This window comes from Staphylococcus schweitzeri (assembly GCF_002902405.1).
In the GTDB taxonomy this organism is placed as follows: Bacteria; Bacillota; Bacilli; order Staphylococcales; family Staphylococcaceae; genus Staphylococcus; species Staphylococcus schweitzeri.
The window spans coordinates 1-21,902 of record NZ_PPQS01000005.1 but is presented as its reverse complement, the minus strand read 5'-3'; the positions used below and the strand labels follow the sequence as shown (position 1 = coordinate 21,902).

Below are 21,902 nucleotides of genomic sequence, written 5' to 3'. Positions count from 1 at the left end.
ACATGGAAAAATTAAAGTTAATGACAATAGTTGGAACGAGACCTGAAATCATTCGTTTATCATCAACTATAAAAGCATGTGAAAAATATTTTAATCAAATATTAGTGCACACAGGGCAAAACTATGATTATACGTTAAATCAAATTTTCTTTGATGATTTGGAATTAAGACAACCAGACCACTATTTAGAAGCAGTTGGGCATACTCTTGGTGAAACGATGGGGAATATTATTGCGAAATCATATGACGTGTTAGCAAGTGAACAACCAGATGCACTTTTAATACTTGGTGATACAAATAGTTGTTTAGCAGCAATATCTGCTAAACGTTTAAAAATCCCTGTTTTTCATATGGAAGCGGGTAACAGATGTTTTGATCAGAATGTACCAGAAGAAATTAATCGTAAAATCGTTGATCATGTCAGTGATGTCAATTTACCTTACACGGAGCATAGCAGACGCTATTTATTAGATGAAGGATTCAATAAAGCGAATATATTTGTTACAGGTTCACCTATGACTGAAGTGATCGAAGAACATCAAAATAAAATCGACCAAAGTGATGTATTAAATGAGCTTGGCTTAGAACCACAACAATATATTTTAGTATCTGCACATAGAGAAGAAAATATTGATAATGAAGACAATTTTAATTCATTAATGAATGCCATTAATGATATTGCTAAAAAATATCAGTTACCAGTTATATATTCTACACATCCGAGAAGTTGGAAAAAAATTGAAGAAAGCAAATTTGAATTTGATTCGTTAGTTAGGCAGTTAAAACCATTCGGATTCTTTGATTACAACGCATTACAAAAAAATGCATTCGTTGTGCTGTCAGATAGTGGCACCTTATCAGAGGAGTCTTCAATATTGAAATTTCCAGGTGTTCTTATCCGTACTTCAACAGAAAGACCAGAAGTGTTAGATAAAGGTACAGTAATTGTTGGTGGTATCACCTATAACAACCTAATCCAATCAGTTGAACTAGCAAGAGAGATGCAAAACAATAACGAACCGATGATTGATGCAATAGATTACAAAGACAAGAATGTTTCAACAAAAGTAGTCAAAATCATTCAAAGCTACAAGGACATTATTAATCGAAATACTTGGAGGAAATGACGATGAGGATAGCGATTAAAAAGATAATTGGTTTGCTGAAAAACCAGTCCTCTAAAGAAGCGAATGTTAAGATTCATCGCTTAGCGTATATTACAAATTCAAAATTTGATGGTAATAACTATATAGATAGATGGTGTAAAATAAGGAATTCTCATATTGGTGAATACAGTTATATTGGATTTGGCAGTGATTTTAATAATGTAGAAGTAGGAAGATATTGTTCGATATCTTCTGATGTAAAAATCGGGTTAGGAAAGCATCCAACACACTTTTTTAGTTCATCACCGATTTTTTATTCTAATAATAATCCATTTAACATTAAGCAAAAGTTTATAGACTTTAATGACCAACCAAGCCATACAACAATTAAAAATGATGTGTGGATTGGTGCAAATGTAATTATTATGGATGGTTTAACAATAGATACTGGTGCAGTCATAGCAGCTGGCTCAGTTGTTACTAGAAACGTAGGAGCATATGAGGTTATAGGTGGAGTTCCTGCAAAAGTGATTAAGAAGCGATTTGACAATAAAACAATTGAAAAACTTTTGGAAAGTAAGTGGTGGGAGAAAACGCCTGACAAACTAAAAGGATTTTCGGTTGAATATTTAAATAAAAAGGATACTTAATGATATGAGAATTTTAAATATTGTATCGAGTAATATTGTTCAAGATCCCAGGGTACTTAAACAGATAGAAACAATTAAAGACGTTACGAATGATTATAAAATTGTTGGAATGAATAATTCACAAGCTACTAATAAGCGATTGGAAAATTTAGATTGTAATTATCGATTGTTAGGTAGCAAGGTAAATCCAAAAAATATTTTTTCTAAATTAATTAAGCGTATAAGATTTGCAACAGGTGTTATTCGAGAAATTAAAGCTTATAAACCTGACGTGATTCATGCAAATGATTTCGACGTATTATTAATGGTCTATTTAAGCAATTATAAAAAAGCTAATATTGTTTATGATGCGCATGAAATATATGCGAAAAATGCCTTTATTAACAAAGTTCCACTTATTTCAAAGTTTGTAGAAAGTGTTGAAAAACACATTGTAAAACATCGTGTTAATGCCTTCGTAACAGTAAGTCATGCAGCAAAAGAATATTATCAATCTAAAGGATATAAGAAGGAAGCGAATGTTATTACGAATGCGCCTATTTTAAATGATAGTAGAGAATTTAAAGAAATCGGAAATTTTAAAGAAATCGTATATCAAGGTCAAATTGTAATGGACAGAGGATATGAAGAGTTTATTATTGCTTCATCAGCATTTAAACAAAATGATCCTTCATTCATAATTCGAGGGTTTGGTCCGCATGAAGAAGTGATAAAAGAACTGATTAGTTATAACCCGGAAAATATTAGGTTGGATAAACCAGTTGAAGTAAAAGCATTGGTTGATAAGTTAGCAGAAAGTAATGTTGGTGTTGTTTTGACGAAACCTGTATCTATTAATTTTGAATATACAGTATCTAATAAAATTTTTGAATGTATACATGCTGGTTTACCAGTAATTTTATCCCCTGTCAAAGAGCATATTTATCTCAATGAAAAATATAAATTTGGCATTGTTCTAAAGGAAGTTACACCGTTAGAAATTGAAAAGGCGGTTAGAAAATTAAGAGATAATCACGATTTGTTTAATCATTTACGTCAAAATGCAATTAAAGCGTCTAAAATTTTGAATTGGCAAATAGAAAGTGAACGATTAGTAGAATTATATAAATTTTAAAGAGAGGTAGACTATGAAATTTTTTGTACTTTGTGCAATTATCAGCATGAACATATTTATAGTAATCTCTACATTTACTAAAGAAGTATTAGGGTTCCCCATAGAGCCTATATATTACTCAACCATGGTTGGTATAGCATTAATTACTACAGTGTTTGCTATTTATAAGATAATTGTTACGCAAGAAATTCCACAAGGGTTAATATTATTAATTGCTATATGTTTGCTTTATCTAGCTTTTTATTATTTTTCACCAGATAAGGAAGAGAAGCTAGCTAAAAATAATATTCTATTCTTTTTAACTTGGGCAGTTCCAGCGGCAATTAGTGGTATTTATATTAAATATATAAACAAGGCTACGGTAGAAAGATTTTTTAAATTAGTATTTTTCATATTTTCTGTTTCATTTATTTTTGTAATTTTAATACCAAAACTTACAGGTGAGATACCCAGCTATATCAATTTTGGACTTATGAATTATCAAAACGCTTCGTACCTTTCAGCATTTACAGCCGGTTTAGGCATTTATTTCATTATGAAAGGTTCAGTGAAACACAAGTGGATATATGTTCTATTTACAATAATCGATATCCCTATTGTGTTTATACCAGGAGGGCGTGGAGGTGCTATTTTATTAATTCTTTACAGCTTATTTGCGTTTATACTTATTACGTTTAAAAGAGGAATACCTATCGCAGTAAAAAGCATTATGTATATTTTTGCATTAAGCATTTCTAGTGTATTGATTTACTTTCTTTTTACAAAAGGTTCGAATACTAGAACATTTTCATATTTACAAGGCGGAACACTTAATTTAGAAGGTACTTCAGGAAGAGGACCGATTTATGAAAAAGGTATTTACTTTATTCAACAAAGTCCATTATTAGGCTATGGTCCATTTAACTATTATAAACTAGTCGGAAACATACCACATAACATCATTATTGAGTTGATTCTATCATTTGGCTTATTAGGTTTTTTTATCATTATGATTTGCGTTTTGCTACTAGTTTATAAAATGATTAGGAACTATGATCCAAACACTATAGACTTACTCGTTATGTTTATAGCAATCTATCCATTCACGTTATTAATGTTTAGTTCAAATTATTTAGTTGTAAGTGAATTTTGGTTTGTGTTGTTCTACTTTATTACAAAAGGACGGCGTCATCATGGCTAAGAAAGCTTTTATTATGGATAGTGTAAAGACAATAATTGGTACGTTGCTTATAGCTTTAGGATTACAATTTTTAGCCTATCCAATTATTAATCAACGAGTAGGAAATGAAGCGTTTGGTTCTATTTTAACGATTTATACAATAATAACAATCACGAGTGTTGTATTAGGCAATACGCTTAACAATATAAGATTGATTAATATGAATCTATACAAATCCAATCATTACTACTGGAAATTTGCATCGATACTTTTAATTTCAATTCTTATTGAGAGTATAGTTTTAATTATTGTATTTCTTTACTTTTTTAATTTGAACATCATCGATATTATCTTTTTAATTCTGCTTAATATTTTAATGTGTTTAAAAATTTATCTGAATGTATTTTTTAGGATGAATTTAAAATATAATCAGATTTTGTATATTGCTCTTATTCAATTTTTAGGTTTGTTGATAGGACTATTTCTATATTATTTAACTCAAAACTGGATTGTTTGTTTTATTACCAGTGAATTGTTTGCAACGATATATACATTGGTTAAATTACGGGGATTAACTATAGGCGAGTATCAAAGTGAAGATAATAATATGGTAAAAGATTATGTGATGCTACTGAGTACAAATAGCCTTAATAACTTGAACCTCTACCTAGATAGATTAATCTTATTACCAATTATAGGTGGAACAGCTGTAACTATATCATTTCTTTCAACATTTATTGGGAAAATGTTAGCTACATTTCTGTATCCGATTAATAATGTAGTACTTTCATATATTTCTGTAAATGAAAGCGACAATATAAAGAAACAATATTTGAAAACTAATCTATTTGCCTTAGCTGCCCTTTGTTTGGTCATGATTATATGTTATCCAATTACAATAATTATAGTCTCTTTACTGTATAACATTGATTCAAGTTTATATTCGAAGTTTATTATTTTAGGTAATATAGGTGTTTTGTTCAATACAGTGAGTATTATGATCCAAACTTTAAATACAAAACACGCATCAATAACATTACAAGCGAATTATATGACGCTTCACACGATTATATTTATATTCATAACCATTTTAATGACAATTGCGTTTGGTCTAACTGGATTCTTTTGGACAACGCTGTTCAGCAACATTATTAAGTATGTGATTTTAAATATTATAGGTTTAAGGTCTAAATTCATTAACAAAAAGGACGATTAGATGAGCAAAAAAAACATTTTAATACTATGTCAGTATTTTTATCCGGAGTATGTATCTTCTGCGACGCTGCCAACGCAACTGGCTGAGGATTTAACTGCTCAAGGTATCAATGTCGATGTCTTATGTGGTTGGCCATATGAATATAGTCAAAACAGCAGTGTTTCTAAGACGGAAACGTATCATGACATCAATATTCGACGTCTTAAATATTCGAGATTTAATAACAAAAGTAAGGTTGGAAGAATCATCAATTTCTTTAGTTTATTTTCAAAATTCATGATCAATATGCCTAAAATGTTGAAATATGATCAGATTCTTGTTTACTCTAATCCTCCAATCTTGCCATTAATACCAGACGTTTTGCATAGACTATTTAACAAAAAATATTCTTTTGTGGTGTATGATATAGCACCTGATAATGCGATTAAGACAGGTGCAACTCGTCCTGGTAGTATGATTGACAAATTAATGCGTTATATTAATAAAAATGTGTATCAACACGCAGATAACGTCATTGTTCTTGGTACGGAAATGAAAAACTACTTAGTAGATCATCAGATTTCTAACAATCCTAACAACATTCATGTGATTCCTAACTGGTATGACATGCGTCAGTTACAAGACAATCGTATCTATAATGACACATTTAAAGCTTATCGCGAACAATACGACAAGATTTTATTGTATAGCGGCAATATGGGGCAGTTACAGGATATGGAGACACTTATTTCATTTTTAAAATTAAATAAGGAACAAACGAAAACATTAACAATACTGTGTGGACATGGTAAGAAATTTGCTGAAGTCAAAGCGGCTATTGAGACACATCAAATTGAAAATGTAAAAATGTTTGACTTCTTAACGGGGACAGATTACGCCGACGTCTTGAAAATTGCTGATGTTTGCTTTGCATCACTTATAAAAGAAGGGGTCGGGTTAGGAGTGCCGAGTAAAAATTATGGCTACCTAGCAGCTAAGAAACCGTTGGTACTCATCATGGATAAGCAATCTGATATCGTTCAACATGTTGAACAATATGATGCGGGTATCCAAATTGATAATGGCGATGCACATGCCATTTATAACTTCATCAACACTCACTCGAGTAAGGAATTGCACGAGATGGGTGAGCGCGCACATCAACTGTTTAAAGATAAATATACGAGAGAAATCAATACAATGAAGTATTACAATCTGTTGAAGTGAGGAGATAATTATGAAGCGATTATTCGATGTAGTAAGTTCAATATATGGTTTAGTAGTTTTAAGTCCGATTCTGTTAATTACAGCATTACTGATTAAAATGGAATCGCCTGGGCCAGCCATTTTCAAACAAAAAAGACCGACGATTAATAATGAATTGTTTAATATTTATAAGTTTAGATCAATGAAAATAGACACACCTAATGTTGCAACTGATTTAATGGATTCAACATCGTATATAACAAAGACAGGAAAGGTCATTCGTAAGACCTCTATTGATGAATTGCCACAATTATTGAATGTTTTAAAAGGTGAAATGTCAATTGTAGGTCCTAGACCAGCTCTTTATAATCAATACGAATTAATCGAAAAACGTACAAAAGCGAACGTGCATACGATTAGACCAGGTGTAACAGGGCTAGCTCAAGTGATGGGGAGAGATGATATTACTGATGATCAAAAAGTAGCGTATGATCATTATTACTTAACACATCAATCTATGATGCTTGATATGTATATCATTTATAAAACGGTTAAAAATATTATTACTTCAGAAGGTGTGCATCACTAATGAGAAAAAACATTTTAATTACAGGCGTACATGGATATATCGGTAATGCGTTAAAAGATAAGCTTATTGAACAAGGACATCAAGTGGATCAAATTAATGTTAGGAATCAATTATGGAAGTCGACCTCGTTCAAAGATTATGATGTTTTGATTCATACAGCAGCTTTGGTTCACAACAATTCACCTCAAGCAAGGCTATCTGATTATATGCAAGTGAATATGTTGCTTACGAAACAATTGGCACAAAAGGCTAAAGCTGAAGATGTTAAACAATTTATTTTTATGAGTACTCTGGCAGTTTATGGAAAAGAAGGTCAGGTTGGTAAATCAGATCAAATTGATACACATACACCAATGAACCCTACGACCAATTATGGTATTTCCAAAAAGTTCGCTGAACAAGCATTACAAGAGTTGATTAGTGATTCGTTTAAAGTAGCAATTGTGAGACCACCAATGATTTATGGTGCACATTGCCCAGGAAATTTCCAACGGTTAATGCAATTGTCAAAGCGATTGCCAATCATTCCAAATATTAACAATCAGCGCAGTGCATTATATATTAAACATCTGACAGCATTTATTGATCAATTAATATCATTAGAAGTGACAGGAGTGTATCATCCTCAAGATAGTTTTTACTTTGATACATCGTCAGTAATGTATGAAATACGTCGCCAATCACATCGTAAAACGGTATTGATCAACATACCTTCAATGCTAAATAAGTATTTTAATAAGTTGTCGGTCTTTAGAAAATTATTCGGCAATTTAACATACAGCAATACGTTATATGAAAATAATAATGCACTTGAAGTTATTCCTGGAAAAATGTCACTTGTTATTGCGGACATCATGGATGAAACGACAACCAAAGATAAGGCATAAGTCATCTATTAAATAAAATCAACATACAAATCGTTTTATTTGGAGGTTATAGTATGAAGTTAACAGTAGTTGGCTTAGGTTATATTGGTTTACCAACATCAATTATGTTTGCAAAGCATGGCGTCGATGTGCTTGGTGTTGATATTAATCAAAAAACAATAGATAAGTTACAAAGCGGTCAAATTAGTATTGAAGAACCAGGGTTGCAAGATGTTTATGAAGATGTACTTGCATCGGGTAAATTAAAAGTATCCACAACACCTGAAGCATCTGATGTATTTATCATTGCGGTACCGACACCGAACAATGATGACCAATATAAATCATGTGATATTTCTCTTGTAATGGGTGCACTTGAGAGTATTTTACCATTTTTAGAAAAAGGAAATACCATTATTGTTGAATCGACAATTGCACCTAAAACGATGGATGATTTTGTAAAACCAGTCATTGAAAATTTAGGGTTTATAATAGGTGAAGATATTTATTTAGTGCATTGTCCAGAACGTGTATTACCAGGACAAATTTTAGAGGAATTGGTTCATAATAACCGTATCATTGGTGGCGTGACTAAAGCGTGTATTGAAGCAGGAAAACGTGTTTATTGTACATTTGTACAGGGTGAAATGATTGAAACAGATGCACGTACTGCTGAAATGAGTAAGTTAATGGAAAATACGTATCGAGATGTCAATATAGCTTTAGCGAACGAGTTAACTAAAATCTGTAATAATTTAAATATTAATGTGTTGGATGTTATTGAAATGGCTAATAAACATCCACGTGTTAATATCCATCAACCTGGTCCAGGTGTAGGTGGTCATTGTTTGGCAGTAGATCCTTACTTTATTATTGCTAAAGACCCTGAAAATGCAACGCTCATACAGACTGGACGTGAAATTAATAATTCAATGCCAGCCTATGTCGTTGATAAAGCGAAAGAAATGCTTAAAGTACTAAATGGGAATAAAGTTGCAGTCTTTGGTTTAACATATAAAGGTGATGTAGATGATATTAGAGAATCACCAGCATTTGATATTTATCAATTGCTATTGCAAGAGAGCGATATCGAAGTAAGTGCTTATGATCCACATGTTGAATTAGATTTCGTCGAACATGAAATGGCACGTGCTGTTTCAGATGCATCACTAGTATTGATTTTAAGTGATCATTCAGAATTTAAACATTTAACAGATAGCGATTTTATAGGAATGCAACATAAAATAATTTTTGATACTAAGCATGTTGTAAAATCTTCATTTAAAGATGTATCATATTATAATTATGGAAATATATTTGATTTTATGGACAAACACATTTTATAAAATAAAGGCTTGAATCATTAAAAGCGATCAGTTACCACGTGTTTGAATCTCAGAGAGGATAATGATATGAAGAAAATTATGGTTATTTTCGGAACTCGACCCGAAGCAATTAAAATGGCACCTTTAGTAAAAGAAATTGATCATAATGCGCAACTTGAAGCGAATATTGTGATTACAGCACAACATCGAGATATGTTGGATAGTGTACTAAATATATTTGATATTCAAGCTGATCATGATTTAAATATTATGAAAGATCAACAGACATTAGCGAGTCTTACTGCGAATACCCTCGCTAAACTCGACGATATCATTAACATAGAAAAGCCAGATATGATTTTAGTCCATGGTGATACAACTACGACATTTGTAGGTAGTTTGGTGGCATTTTACCATCAAATTCCTGTTGGACATGTTGAAGCGGGACTGCGTACACATCAGAAATATTCACCATTTCCTGAAGAATTAAATCGTGTCATAGTAAGTAATATTGCAGAATTGAATTTTGCGCCAACGATAATTGCTGCTGAAAATTTACTTGCTGAAAATAAAGACAAAAACAGTATCTTTATTACTGGAAACACAGTAATTGATGCACTTGCAACAACAGTACGTGATGATTTCGTTTCGAAAATTATTAATAAACATAAGGGTAAGAAAGTTATTTTATTAACGGCCCATCGTCGTGAAAATATTGGAGAACCGATGCATCGTATTTTTAAAGCAGTGAGAGATTTGGCAGATGAATATGAAGATGTCGTCTTCATTTATCCAATGCATCGAAATCCAAAGGTTAGAGCAATTGCTGAGCAATATTTGTTAAATAGAAATCGTATTGAATTGATTGAACCTTTAGATGCGATTGAGTTCCATAATTTTACAAACCAATCATATCTCGTGTTGACAGATTCCGGTGGTATTCAAGAAGAAGCACCAACGTTTGGAAAACCTGTGTTGGTGCTAAGGGATCATACTGAGCGCCCAGAAGGTGTTGAAGCAGGGACATCAAAGGTAATTGGTACAGATTATGACAATATTTTTCAAAATGTGAAGCAACTCATAGAGCATGATGAAGTATATCGACGTATGAGCCAAGCGAACAATCCATATGGGGATGGACAAGCATCACGACGTATTTGTGAAGCTATCGAATATTATTTTGGGTTACGTTCAAAGAAGCCTGATGAATTCATACCATTAAAAAATGAATAATCAAAACATCCCCTAATCATGAAGAGGTTGAGACATAAAGTTTTTGTGCTCTGGGAAACCGATTAACGGCGTCCCAAAAGCAGGATTTTCGGCAGAAACTCTCACGGTTCGACAAAATTTGGAAAACAATTTTGCTCATCGTTCGGTTCTGCTCAAATCCTAAACGCTTTTGTCCCGACCTCAGTGACTAGGGGATATTTTTGTATAATTATTTTTGATAGTGATAGCCGATATTATAAGTGAAAACTTTATTTGATAAAATTGGGCTTTTTTCTGCATCATGATCACTTTTTAAACGCACATTTTTATGAGCCTCTTTAAACACATCAGAATTTAACCAATTGTTAAAACTTTCTTCAGATTCCCAAATAGTCAAGATTTTAACTTCATCTGTGTCTTCAGTATTTAATGTTTGAGTGACAAACATTTGTTGGAATCCTTCAATTGTTTCGATTCCTTGTCTATTGTAGAAACGTGCAATCGTTTCTTCTGCACTACCTTTTTCTAACTGTAATCTATTTTCTGCCATAAACATAGATAATCACTCCTCTATTTTATTATTTGATTGTGGTAAGGTTTTTACAAATGTGAACAGGACGATTGTTTGAATGACAACCATAATGATTAGTCCTATTCGTACTACCAAAACATCCACCATATAAATTGAAAAACCTATCACTATGTATAAGCTAATTAAAATTTTGATTTTCTGCGGTAACGTATAACCGCGATGTAAGTAAAAATTTTCAACATACTCTTTATAAATTTTTTGATTAATAAGCCAATTGTAAAAACGATCCGAACTTCGTGCAAAACAAAAAACTGCTACGAGTAAGAAAGGTGTCGTTGGCAATAATGGTAAAACGGCACCAGCAATACCAAGTGCAGTAAATATTAGGCCAATGACGATTAATATAAGTCGCATTGTAAAAACTCCATTCTAATACTAATGCGCATGTTATATCGTTATATCAATATAAATCATGCTAGATGTAATATGTATGAAAAGCGCAATGCGTAAGTAAATCGAAACCGTGGATTGTTTTTATCTTATTCATGCATTTTAAGTGCGACTTTCATAACAATTCAATTGATTAATGAGAATGCTTCTCAAATAGTATAGTTATATTATGAGTTTTATTATTGAAAAGTGCAATATGTTTTCGAAAATAAGATTATTTTTATGTGCAAGAATGACGCAAAAGTTTTAAAAATGAGACTTCTATGAGCTGATTATTTTATATAATGTAAACGCTTACTATATAATGTAAATCATATCGTTTAAAAGCATTATTAAATATGATGCTAAGAGATTTATATTATAGCCAATAAACAAAGGAGAGATAATATGGCAGTAAACGTTCGAGATTATATAGCAGAGAATTATGGTTTATTTATCAATGGGGAATTTGTTAAAGGTAGCAGTGACGAAACAATCGAAGTGACAAATCCAGCAACTGGAGAAACACTATCACATATTACAAGAGCAAAAGATAAAGATGTCGATTATGCAGTCAAAGTGGCGCAAGAAGCATTTGAATCATGGTCATTAACTTCTAAATCAGAACGTGCACAAATGTTGCGTGATATTGGTGATAAATTAATGGCGCAAAAAGATAAGATTGCAATGATTGAAACATTAAATAATGGTAAACCGATTCGTGAGACAACAGCTATTGATATTCCATTTGCTGCAAGACATTTCCATTATTTCGCAAGTGTTATTGAAACAGAAGAAGGTACAGTGAATGATATCGATAAAGACACAATGAGTATCGTACGACATGAGCCAATCGGCGTCGTAGGTGCTGTTGTTGCTTGGAACTTCCCAATGCTATTAGCTGCATGGAAGATTGCCCCAGCCATTGCTGCAGGTAATACAATTGTGATTCAGCCTTCGTCTTCAACACCATTAAGTTTATTGGAAGTTGCTAAAATTTTCCAAGAGGTATTACCTAAAGGTGTTGTCAATATACTAACGGGTAAAGGTTCAGAATCAGGTAATGCAATTTTCAATCATGATGGTGTAGATAAATTATCATTTACGGGCTCAACTGATGTAGGTTATCAAGTTGCCGAAGCTGCAGCGAAACATCTAGTACCAGCTACATTAGAGCTTGGTGGTAAAAGTGCCAATATCATATTAGATGATGCCAATTTAGATCTTGCAGTTGAAGGTATTCAGTTAGGTATTTTATTCAACCAAGGTGAAGTATGTAGCGCAGGTTCTCGATTATTAGTTCATGAAAAAATTTATGATCAATTGGTGCCACGTTTACAAGAGGCATTTTCAAATATTAAAGTTGGAGACCCACAAGATGAAGCTACACAAATGGGTAGTCAAACTGGTAAGGATCAATTAGATAAAATTCAATCATATATTGATGCAGCAAAAGAATCAGATGCACAAATTTTAGCAGGTGGTCATCGTTTAACTGAAAATGGATTAGATAAAGGATTCTTCTTTGAACCGACATTAATTGCTGTACCAGATAATCATCATAAATTAGCACAAGAAGAAATATTTGGACCAGTGTTAACAGTCATTAAAGTGAAGGACGATCAAGAAGCAATTGATATAGCTAATGATTCAGAGTATGGTTTAGCTGGCGGTGTATTTTCTCAAAATATCACACGTGCATTAAATATTGCTAAAGCTGTACGTACAGGACGTATTTGGATTAACACATACAATCAAGTACCAGAAGGCGCACCATTTGGCGGTTATAAAAAATCAGGTATCGGTCGAGAAACATATAAAGGTGCGTTAAGTAACTATCAACAAGTTAAAAATATTTATATTGATACAAGCAATGCTTTAAAAGGTTTATACTAGAATAAATAGCGTATCTGATGCGTGTTTGTAGGTCAGTCTAGCGGTAAGTCTTAGCATTTAACAGAGTTGTTTAGATTTTAAGCAAAACAAAATATTTAGGAACATGCATATTGATGTTAGGATATAATGACTAAAATAATAGCAGTAGGATGGTTTTTAATTGCAAATCATCTTACTGCTGTTTTTACTTATGCTATTTTGCGATGAGTTTATTTTTTATAAGAGAATATTTATTTGATTGAAAATAGGGTGTTGTTTTGTCATTTGTATGTAAATAGCATAATACTCTCGGCAGTTATATATTCTATGTGATAGGGATAAAGTAACGAGACGTTAGGTTGTAAAAGTTTTTTCAAAAGTGATATTACATCATGTTATAAAGGGTAAATATTAATGAACTGTCATGTAAAGAACGATGGTTTATAAATCATGGTTAATTATGGAAGCATTAATACTAACCTGAGAAGCTATAAAGATTTGTTTTTAAAAGTGACAATATTAAATATGAAGCATGATTTAGGAGTGGCAAACGTATGAACGGGAAAAAGGCGAATACGATAAACAGATACAAATATTTCCATCATGTTAATCATCAAAAAATTCAACAAAGTTCGAAAAAGACATTATGGGCCTCACTGATTATTACACTGTTATTTACAGTGATTGAATTTGTCGGAGGTTTAGTATCTAATTCATTGGCATTACTGTCAGATTCATTTCATATGCTTAGTGATGTATTAGCACTCGGTTTATCCATGTTGGCCATTTATTTTGCAAGTAAGAAGCCGACCGCACGATATACATATGGATTTTTGAGATTTGAGATATTAGCAGCATTTTTAAATGGTTTAGCATTGATTGTAATATCAATTTGGATTTTATATGAAGCTATTTTACGTATTATTTATCCGCAACCCATTGAAAGTGGCATTATGTTTATGATTGCTAGTATTGGTTTGGTCGTCAATATTATTTTGACTATTATTCTTGTAAGGTCTTTAAAACAAGAAGACAATATCAATATTCAAAGTGCATTATGGCATTTCATGGGAGATTTGTTAAATTCTATTGGTGTCATCGTTGCCGTTGTATTGATTTACTTTACTGGATGGCGTATCATCGACCCAATGATTAGTATTGTAATTTCACTCATCATTTTACGTGGTGGTTATAAAATTACGCGCAATGCTTGGCTAATTCTAATGGAAAGTGTACCTAAACATTTGGACACTGACCAAATTATGGCAGATATTAAAAACATAGATGGCATATTGGATGTACATGAATTTCATTTGTGGAGTATTACAACAGAGCATTATTCATTAAGTGCCCATGTTGTATTAGATAGAAATTATGATGGTGATGATTATCAAGCTATTGATCAAGTTTCAACACTGCTTCAAGAAAAATATGGCATTGCACATTCAACATTGCAAATTGAAAACTTACAACTAAACCCATTAGATGAACCATACTTTAATAAATTAAAATAATTAAACAACATGCGCTGTGTCAGAATAACTTTAGCACAGCGCATGTTTTCATTATGCTTATGTTGCATCATCTAAATTATTTTCGTCAATTTCTTTGATGCTATCTACATCTAACACGACATCTTTAGGTTTCAAAATATGAATATGTTTTTCGTCATTTGTATGTAAAATGCGTTCTATGATGTACCTTTGACCGGCCATTGTTTCCACAGCAATCTTTTTGTTTCTTGCTAAACTTGCTACGACAGATTCTTTATCCATAATGATAGCCCCCTATATATATGTTTATTTACTTATACCCTAACATTATTTTTATACTCTTTGAAAATATATTTTTAAGAATTTTATCTAAATATTCAAAAAAATGATTCAATATCCTTGTAATCAGATAAGAATTATAGTAATATTTTTTCAACCATTGTTATAGGAGGTCTTATTAATGACATTATTTTTATTAGAAGCTAACAATCTTGATTTTGCATCAACGAAAGAAGAACTAGAAGCAAAGGCAGCATCGCTATCTACTAAGACAATTCCAACATTAATTGAAGTACAAGCTACTGAAAATTTAACTCATGGCTATTTTATTGTGGAAGCAAATGATGAAGCAGAAGCTAAACAATTTTTAACAGAAGCAGGTATTAGTATTCAATTAGTCAAAGAAGTACGCTTAGTTGGTAAAGATTTAGATGAAGTTAAAAATGGTGATGCACATGTTGATTACCTTGTAACTTGGAATATTCCGGAAGGTATTACGATGGATCAATATTTAGCACGTAAAAAGAAAAATTCTGTTCATTATGAAGAAGTACCGGAAGTTGAATTTAAACGCACATATGTATGTGAAGATATGTCTAAATGTATTTGTTTATACAACGCACCTGATGAAGAAGCGGTACGTCGCGCGCGTAAAGCAGTTGATACACCGATTGATGGCATCGAAAAACTTTAATGAGACAACAAGATGGTGCGATATACGTATATAGGTTTGGTATGAATTTTGATGGTAGTTAATAAGAATAGATTCATGGCTATAAATGTAAGTGGTTGATATGACGAAACTAATGAACTGTATGCGATTATTGGTTAAAACAACTATTTTATTGAAATTTTGTTGAGCTGAAATTAATTATAACGTCGTTAACTGAATAACGCTTATGTTATAAAAGTATTCATACCAAACCATGATTATCTAAAGATATAGCAATTCACGATTTAAGGGCTGTGTTTGGCATAGCCCTTAAGATATACATTTAATTCTTATTAAAATGGTAGGGATTAAAAGGGGGCTTGTCATGATTAAAATACAACAATTACAACATCACTTTGGATCCCATAAAGTGATTCATAACTTTAATTTAGACATTAGCAAGGGAGAAATAGTCACTTTCATAGGAAAAAGTGGATGCGGTAAGTCTACTTTACTGAATATTATTGGTGGATTTATTCATCCCTCGTCAGGGCGTGTTTTTATTGATAACGAAATTAAACAACAGCCTTCTCCAGATTGTTTAATGCTGTTTCAACATCATAATTTGCTACCTTGGAAAACAATCAATGACAACATTAGGATAGGACTTCAACAGAAAATTAGTGATGAAGACATCAATGTACAGCTCAAATTAGTTGATTTAGAAGACAGAGGAAAGCATTTTCCTGAACAGTTGTCTGGTGGAATGAAACAACGTGTAGCACTATGTCGAGCACATGTGCATAAACCAAATGTTATTTTGATGGATGAACCATTAGGTGCTTTAGATGCATTTACACGCTATAAACTTCAGGATCAATTAGTTCAATTAAAACACAAAACAGAATCAACTATTATCTTAGTTACTCACGATATTGATGAAGCTATTTATCTTTCTGACCGCATTGTTTTATTAGGAGAAGGATGTAATATTATTTCACAATATGATATTAAAGTATCACATCCACGCAGTCGTAATGATAGCCATTTACTTAAGATTCGCAATGAAATTATGGAAGCATTTGCATTGAATCATCATCAAGTCGAACCAGAATATTATTTGTGAGGAGTGAGTGACAATGAAAAGGTTAACCATAATCATCATCATTGGAATCTTTATACTTACAGGATGCGATTGGCAAAGGGTGTCTAAAGGAACGTCTAAAAATGCGCAACATCAGCAAGTGATTAAAATCGGATACTTGCCAATTACACATTCAGCGAATTTGATGATGACTAAAAAATTATTATCACAATACAATCATCCGAAATACAAACTAGAATTGGTTAAATTCAATAATTGGCCAGATTTAATGGATGCATTAAACAGCGGTCGTATTGATGGTGCATCAACTTTGATAGAGCTTGCGATGAAATCAAAGCAAAAGGGCTCAAATATAAAGGCTGTGGCGTTAGGTCATCATGAAGGCAATGTCATTATGGGACAAAAAGGTATGCACTTAAATGAATTTAATAATAATGGCGATAATTACCATTTTGGTATACCACATCGCTATTCAACACATTATCTTTTACTTGAAGAATTACGCAAACAATTGAAGATTAAACCGGGACATTTTAGTTATCATGAAATGTCGCCAGCGGAAATGCCAGCAGCATTGAGTGAACACAGAATTACAGGGTATTCTGTAGCAGAACCATTCGGTGCACTGGGTGAAAAGTTAGGAAAAGGTAAGACTTTGAAACATGGTAATGACGTCATTCCTGATGCGTATTGCTGTGTGCTAGTACTGAGAGGCGAGTTACTTCAACAACATAATGATATCGCCCAAGCGTTTGTACAAGATTATAAGAAGTCAGGATTTAAAATGAATGATAAAAAGCAAAGTGTAGATATTATGACACATCATTTTAAACAAAGTCGTGACGTTTTAACACAATCAGCAGCATGGACATCCTATGGTGATTTAACAATTAACCCATCAGGCTATCAAGAAATTACAACATTGGTAAAACAGCATCATTTGTTTAACCCACCTGCATATGATGACTTCGTTGAACCGTCATTATATAAGGAGGCATCACGTTCATGACACGTCTCACAATAAACAAAATTTTATTACCTATTATTACCTTTATTATTTTTTTAGGCATTTGGGAATTAATCATTATTATAGGTCATTATCAACCTGTATTGTTACCAAGTCCAGCACTTGTAGGAAAAAGTATATGGACATTTATTTTTACAGGAGAGATTTTCCAACATTTAACAATTAGTTTGTGGCGATTTGTCGCAGGATTTGTTGTCGCGCTATTAGGTGCTATTCCAGTAGGATTTCTACTTGGAAGAAATCGTTGGCTTTACAACGCAATTGAGCCGTTATTTCAATTGATTAGACCAATATCACCAATTGCTTGGGCGCCATTCGTGGTTCTATGGTTTGGCATTGGTAGTTTACCTGCAATTGCGATTATTTTTATCGCCGCCTTTTTTCCAATTGTGTTCAATACAATCAAAGGTGTGAGAGATGTTGAACCACAATATTTAAAAATAGCAGCAAACTTGAATTTAACTGGATGGTCATTATACCGCAATATATTATTTCCTGGTGCATTCAAGCAAATTATGGCTGGGATACATATGGCAGTAGGAACAAGTTGGATATTTTTAGTTTCTGGTGAAATGATTGGTGCGCAATCTGGATTAGGTTTTTTAATCGTTGATGCACGAAATATGTTGAACTTAGAAGATGTTTTAGCAGCGATATTCTTTATCGGATTATTTGGTTTTATTATTGATCGATTCATTAGTTATATTGAGCAGTTTATACTTAGAAGATTTGGTGAATAAGGAGAGATGATGATGACTTTAGAAATATTAATTAAAGAACAGTTGGATCCATATTTAGAAGAGATTGATGATGGTACATATTATCCGAAGGCGTTTATTCAAAAATTATTTGTAGATGGATATTTTGATGAAGCATCACTTAGAAAAAATGCTGAAGTAATCGAAGCAGTATCGCAGTCTTGTTTGACAACAGGCTTTTGCTTGTGGTGCCAGTTGGCCTTTTCTACTTATTTACAAAATGCATCGCAGCCACATTTAAATAAAGACTTACAACAACAATTGTTATCTGGCGAAATATTAGGTGCTACCGGATTGTCTAATCCTATGAAGTCATTTAATGATTTAGAAAAGTTAAACTTAGAGCATTCATATATCGATGGACAACTAGTTGTTAGTGGACGTATGCCTGCTGTTAGTAATATCCAAGAAGACCATTACTTTGGTGCAATTTCGAAGCATGAATCATCAGATGAATTTGTTATGTTTATATTACGTGCAAATCAAAATGGTATTACACTCATTGAGAAAACAAACTTTTTAGGGGTCAATGGCTCAGCAACATATCAAATTACACTAAATCAAGTGGTTGTACCGCAATCTCAAATTATAACGCATGATGCAAAACAGTTTGCTGCAACTATTCGACCACAATTTATTGCATACCAAATTCCAATAGGTTTAGGGTCAATCAAGAGCTCATTAGATTTAATAGATGCATTTTCTAATGCACAAAATGGTATTAACCAATATCTAGAATACGACGTTGAAGATTTTAAAAAGCGTTATCATCAACTTAAAGATGCATTTTATGCATTATTAGAAGATGGCAATTTAGATGTCCATTTAAGTGAATTAATATCATTGAAGAAAGACATTGGCTATTTATTGTTGGATGTAAACCAAGCTTCTGTCGTTAATGGTGGTTCAAGAGCATATACGTTGTATTCCCCACAAGTACGTAAATTAAAAGAAGGATTTTTCTTTGCTGCATTAACCCCGACATTAAGACATTTAGGTAAACTTGAAGAAGGATTGAAGAGGTAAGTGCGATATACTAATTTGTTGTTTAGATGCGTTTCTTGAAACGTTTTTTAAATAATATAAATATTAGGTTTTAAATTTTTTGTGTAAGTTTGCTAAATACTTTTAACTAGGAAAATATACATTTCGTAATAATAATAATCGTTATCATTGAAAAAGTGTTAATAAGGTGTATAATGAAAATGTGAACAATTAATGAACTTCTTATTTTAAAGAAGGTGAATACAATAGATACGCATACTAAAGAACAACAATTCTCTAATCTCGTAAGATCTTATCGTAAAGAATACGTGGGGAAAGGACCCAATAGTATTCGAGTGTTGTTTAAAGATAATTGGGCCATTGCACATATGACAGGTGTCTTGAGTAAAGTTGAAAGTTTTTACTTAAACGACAAACGCAATGAATCGATGCTACATTATACACGCACAGAGAAGATTAAACAGATGTATAAAGAAATAGATGTTAATGAGATGGAGAGTCTTGTAGGCGCTAAATTTGTAAAATTATTTACAGATATTGATTTGAATGATGATGAAGTCATTTCGATATTTGTTTTCGATAAGTCAATAGAATAAGTGTTGCTGGTGTAAGGTACACGGTGCTGTTTGCTAACTTCGCTTTGAATTTAACAACAATTCAAGGGGGTGGTATGTCAAACGGTGCCGTTTTTTTGTCGCATTTTTAAAACAAGTAACATGCAACACGTACTTTAAGGAAGTCAAAATTTATCATTTAGGAGAGATGGATATGAAAATCATAGCGTTATTTCCAGAAGCAGTAGAAGGTCAAGATAATCAATTACTTAATACTAAAAAAGCATTAGGATTAAAATCATTTTTAGAGGAAAGAGGACATGAATTCATTATATTAGCAGATAATGGTGAAGACTTAGATAAACATTTACCAGATATGGATGTGATTATTAGTGCACCATTTTATCCTGCATATATGACTCGTGAACGTATTGAAAAAGCACCGAACTTAAAATTAGCAATCACAGCAGGTGTTGGATCTGACCATGTAGACTTAGCGGCAGCAAGTGAACACAACATTGGTGTCGTTGAAGTTACAGGAAGTAATACAGTTAGTGTGGCAGAACATGCGGTTATGGATTTATTAATACTTCTTAGAAACTATGAAGAAGGTCATCGTCAATCAGTAGAAGGTGAATGGAATTTATCTCAAGTGGGTAATCATGCGCATGAATTACAACACAAAACAATTGGTATTTTTGGATTTGGACGAATTGGACAACTTGTTGCTGAAAGGTTAGCAGCATTTAATGTGACATTACAACATTATGATCCAATCAATCAACAAGACCATAAATTGTCTAAGTTTGTAAGCTTTGATGAACTTGTTTCAACAAGTGATGCGATTACAATTCATGCACCATTAACACCAGAAACTGATAACTTATTTGATAAAGATGTTTTAAGTCGCATGAAAAAACACAGTTATTTAGTGAATACTGCACGTGGTAAAATTGTAAATCGCGATGCGTTAGTTGAAGCATTAGCATCTGAACATTTACAAGGATATGCTGGTGATGTTTGGTATCCACAACCTGCACCTGCTGATCATCCATGGAGAACAATGCCTAGAAATGCTATGACAGTTCATTATTCAGGTATGACTTTAGAAGCACAAAAACGTATTGAAGATGGAGTTAAAGATATTTTAGATCGTTTCTTCAATCATGAACCTTTCCAAGATAAAGATATTATTGTTGCAAGTGGTCGTATTGCTAGTAAAAGTTATACAGCTAAATAGAATAAGCATGCTGGTTTAGCAATTAACACTTTCAATTTTATATAAATGAATCATATAGGTGCTACTGCTGTTGTAAAGATGGCAGTAGTTTTTTAATGAATACATTTAAGTGCATGGACTGCTAGGTTAGGACAATAATTTAACGTTTAGGCACATATGTGTTCACTTACGTAAATATTGATAAATTTCACTCATTTGGAATAATATATAGTCATATAGTGCTAAATTTTTTGAGGCGTTATATGCAAGGTGCATTGTAAAGTCGATGTGGGAGTGGGACAGAAATGATATTTTTACAAAATTTATTTCGTTGTCCCACCCCAACTTGCACATTATTGTAAGCTGACTTTTCGCCAGCTTCTTTGTTGGGGCCCTGCCAACTTGCATTGCCTGTAGAATTTCATTTCGAAATTCTCTGTGTTGGGGCCCACACCCCAACTTGCATTGTCTGTAGAAATTGGGAATCCAATTTCTCTGTGTTGGGGCCCCTGACTAGAATTGAAAAAAGCTTGTTACAAGCGCATTTTCGTT

22 protein-coding genes are annotated in these 21,902 nt (G+C 32.6%); 19 read left to right on the top strand and 3 right to left on the bottom strand.

Annotated features, from left to right (window positions below; all coding sequences use genetic code 11):
• The first annotated feature begins 2 nt into the window (after positions 1–2).
• The 10 genes from wecB (CD116_RS01345) (at position 3) to wecB (CD116_RS01300) (ending at position 10,443) form a co-directional block, all read left to right on the top strand.
• Entirely contained in the window at positions 3–1,127 is a 1,125-nt protein-coding gene (gene wecB, locus CD116_RS01345) for a non-hydrolyzing UDP-N-acetylglucosamine 2-epimerase (RefSeq protein WP_047548949.1), read from the top strand.
• 2 nt (positions 1,128–1,129) lie between these two features.
• Positions 1,130–1,756 carry a CatB-related O-acetyltransferase gene (locus tag CD116_RS01340; protein WP_047529106.1) on the top strand — a complete coding sequence of 209 codons (627 nt, stop codon included), beginning with the start codon at positions 1,130–1,132 and terminating at the stop codon, positions 1,754–1,756.
• Positions 1,757–1,760: 4 nt separating this feature from the next.
• A complete protein-coding gene (locus CD116_RS01335; RefSeq protein WP_047448679.1) occupies positions 1,761–2,870 on the top strand; it encodes a glycosyltransferase in 1,110 nt (369 codons plus the stop codon).
• A gap of 13 nt (positions 2,871–2,883) precedes the next feature.
• A complete protein-coding gene (locus CD116_RS01330) occupies positions 2,884–4,050 on the top strand; it encodes an O-antigen ligase family protein (protein ID WP_047548946.1) in 1,167 nt (388 codons plus the stop codon).
• Complete coding sequence (locus tag CD116_RS01325) at positions 4,043–5,245, top strand: capsular biosynthesis protein (protein ID WP_047548943.1); 1,203 nt, start codon at positions 4,043–4,045, stop codon at positions 5,243–5,245. Before CD116_RS01330 ends, CD116_RS01325 begins: the two co-directional genes overlap by 8 nt.
• The gene (locus CD116_RS01320) at positions 5,246–6,451 is read left to right on the top strand and encodes a glycosyltransferase family 4 protein (protein WP_047548940.1); all 1,206 of its coding nucleotides are present in this window, start codon (positions 5,246–5,248) and stop codon (positions 6,449–6,451) included.
• Between the two features lie 10 nt (positions 6,452–6,461).
• A complete protein-coding gene (gene cap8M, locus CD116_RS01315) occupies positions 6,462–7,019 on the top strand; it encodes a type 8 capsular polysaccharide synthesis protein Cap8M (protein ID WP_000825099.1) in 558 nt (185 codons plus the stop codon).
• The gene (gene capN / locus CD116_RS01310) at positions 7,019–7,906 is read left to right on the top strand and encodes a capsular polysaccharide type 5/8 biosynthesis epimerase CapN (RefSeq protein WP_047548937.1); all 888 of its coding nucleotides are present in this window, start codon (positions 7,019–7,021) and stop codon (positions 7,904–7,906) included. Before cap8M ends, capN begins: the two co-directional genes overlap by 1 nt.
• A gap of 53 nt (positions 7,907–7,959) precedes the next feature.
• Positions 7,960–9,231, top strand: coding sequence for a nucleotide sugar dehydrogenase (locus tag CD116_RS01305; protein WP_047529117.1), 1,272 nt, complete (start codon positions 7,960–7,962; stop codon positions 9,229–9,231).
• Between the two features lie 66 nt (positions 9,232–9,297).
• The gene (gene wecB, locus CD116_RS01300) at positions 9,298–10,443 is read left to right on the top strand and encodes a non-hydrolyzing UDP-N-acetylglucosamine 2-epimerase (protein ID WP_047529119.1); all 1,146 of its coding nucleotides are present in this window, start codon (positions 9,298–9,300) and stop codon (positions 10,441–10,443) included.
• A 208-nt stretch (positions 10,444–10,651) separates the two neighbouring features.
• On the opposite strand, the gene isdI is transcribed toward wecB (CD116_RS01300), so the two are convergent.
• A complete protein-coding gene (gene isdI, locus CD116_RS01295) occupies positions 10,652–10,978 on the bottom strand; it encodes a staphylobilin-forming heme oxygenase IsdI (protein WP_047548934.1) in 327 nt (108 codons plus the stop codon).
• A 6-nt stretch (positions 10,979–10,984) separates the two neighbouring features.
• On the bottom strand, positions 10,985–11,368 hold the full coding sequence (locus tag CD116_RS01290) for a YbaN family protein (protein WP_047424258.1): 384 nt from the start codon (positions 11,366–11,368) through the stop codon (positions 10,985–10,987).
• Positions 11,369–11,791: 423 nt separating this feature from the next.
• On the opposite strand from CD116_RS01290, the gene CD116_RS01285 reads away from it, so the two are divergent.
• Both CD116_RS01285 and CD116_RS01280 read left to right on the top strand, forming a co-directional pair.
• On the top strand, positions 11,792–13,279 hold the full coding sequence (locus CD116_RS01285; protein ID WP_047548931.1) for an aldehyde dehydrogenase family protein: 1,488 nt from the start codon (positions 11,792–11,794) through the stop codon (positions 13,277–13,279).
• Positions 13,280–13,812: 533 nt separating this feature from the next.
• On the top strand, positions 13,813–14,772 hold the full coding sequence (locus CD116_RS01280; RefSeq protein WP_047548927.1) for a cation diffusion facilitator family transporter: 960 nt from the start codon (positions 13,813–13,815) through the stop codon (positions 14,770–14,772).
• A gap of 57 nt (positions 14,773–14,829) precedes the next feature.
• Here the strand turns inward: CD116_RS01280 and CD116_RS01275 are convergent, their stop codons facing one another.
• On the bottom strand, positions 14,830–15,033 hold the full coding sequence (locus CD116_RS01275) for a hypothetical protein (RefSeq protein ID WP_047424253.1): 204 nt from the start codon (positions 15,031–15,033) through the stop codon (positions 14,830–14,832).
• A gap of 178 nt (positions 15,034–15,211) precedes the next feature.
• Between CD116_RS01275 and CD116_RS01270 the strand changes: the two genes are divergently transcribed.
• From CD116_RS01270 to CD116_RS01240, 7 genes are all read left to right on the top strand, one after another.
• Positions 15,212–15,724, top strand: a complete 513-nt coding sequence (locus CD116_RS01270; protein WP_000171922.1) for a DUF4242 domain-containing protein — start codon at positions 15,212–15,214, stop codon at positions 15,722–15,724.
• Between the two features lie 343 nt (positions 15,725–16,067).
• Positions 16,068–16,808, top strand: a complete 741-nt coding sequence (locus CD116_RS01265; RefSeq protein WP_047424250.1) for an ABC transporter ATP-binding protein — start codon at positions 16,068–16,070, stop codon at positions 16,806–16,808.
• A 13-nt stretch (positions 16,809–16,821) separates the two neighbouring features.
• Complete coding sequence (locus CD116_RS01260; protein ID WP_047424248.1) at positions 16,822–17,796, top strand: ABC transporter substrate-binding protein; 975 nt, start codon at positions 16,822–16,824, stop codon at positions 17,794–17,796.
• The gene (locus CD116_RS01255; RefSeq protein WP_047548924.1) at positions 17,793–18,554 is read left to right on the top strand and encodes an ABC transporter permease; all 762 of its coding nucleotides are present in this window, start codon (positions 17,793–17,795) and stop codon (positions 18,552–18,554) included. Before CD116_RS01260 ends, CD116_RS01255 begins: the two co-directional genes overlap by 4 nt.
• 12 nt (positions 18,555–18,566) lie before the next feature.
• The gene (locus tag CD116_RS01250) at positions 18,567–19,598 is read left to right on the top strand and encodes an acyl-CoA/acyl-ACP dehydrogenase (protein WP_047529127.1); all 1,032 of its coding nucleotides are present in this window, start codon (positions 18,567–18,569) and stop codon (positions 19,596–19,598) included.
• Positions 19,599–19,813: 215 nt separating this feature from the next.
• Entirely contained in the window at positions 19,814–20,173 is a 360-nt protein-coding gene (locus CD116_RS01245) for a Na-translocating system protein MpsC family protein (protein ID WP_047424521.1), read from the top strand.
• Between the two features lie 172 nt (positions 20,174–20,345).
• Complete coding sequence (locus CD116_RS01240; protein ID WP_047424243.1) at positions 20,346–21,371, top strand: NAD-dependent formate dehydrogenase; 1,026 nt, start codon at positions 20,346–20,348, stop codon at positions 21,369–21,371.
• The last annotated feature ends 531 nt before the right edge of the window (positions 21,372–21,902 follow it).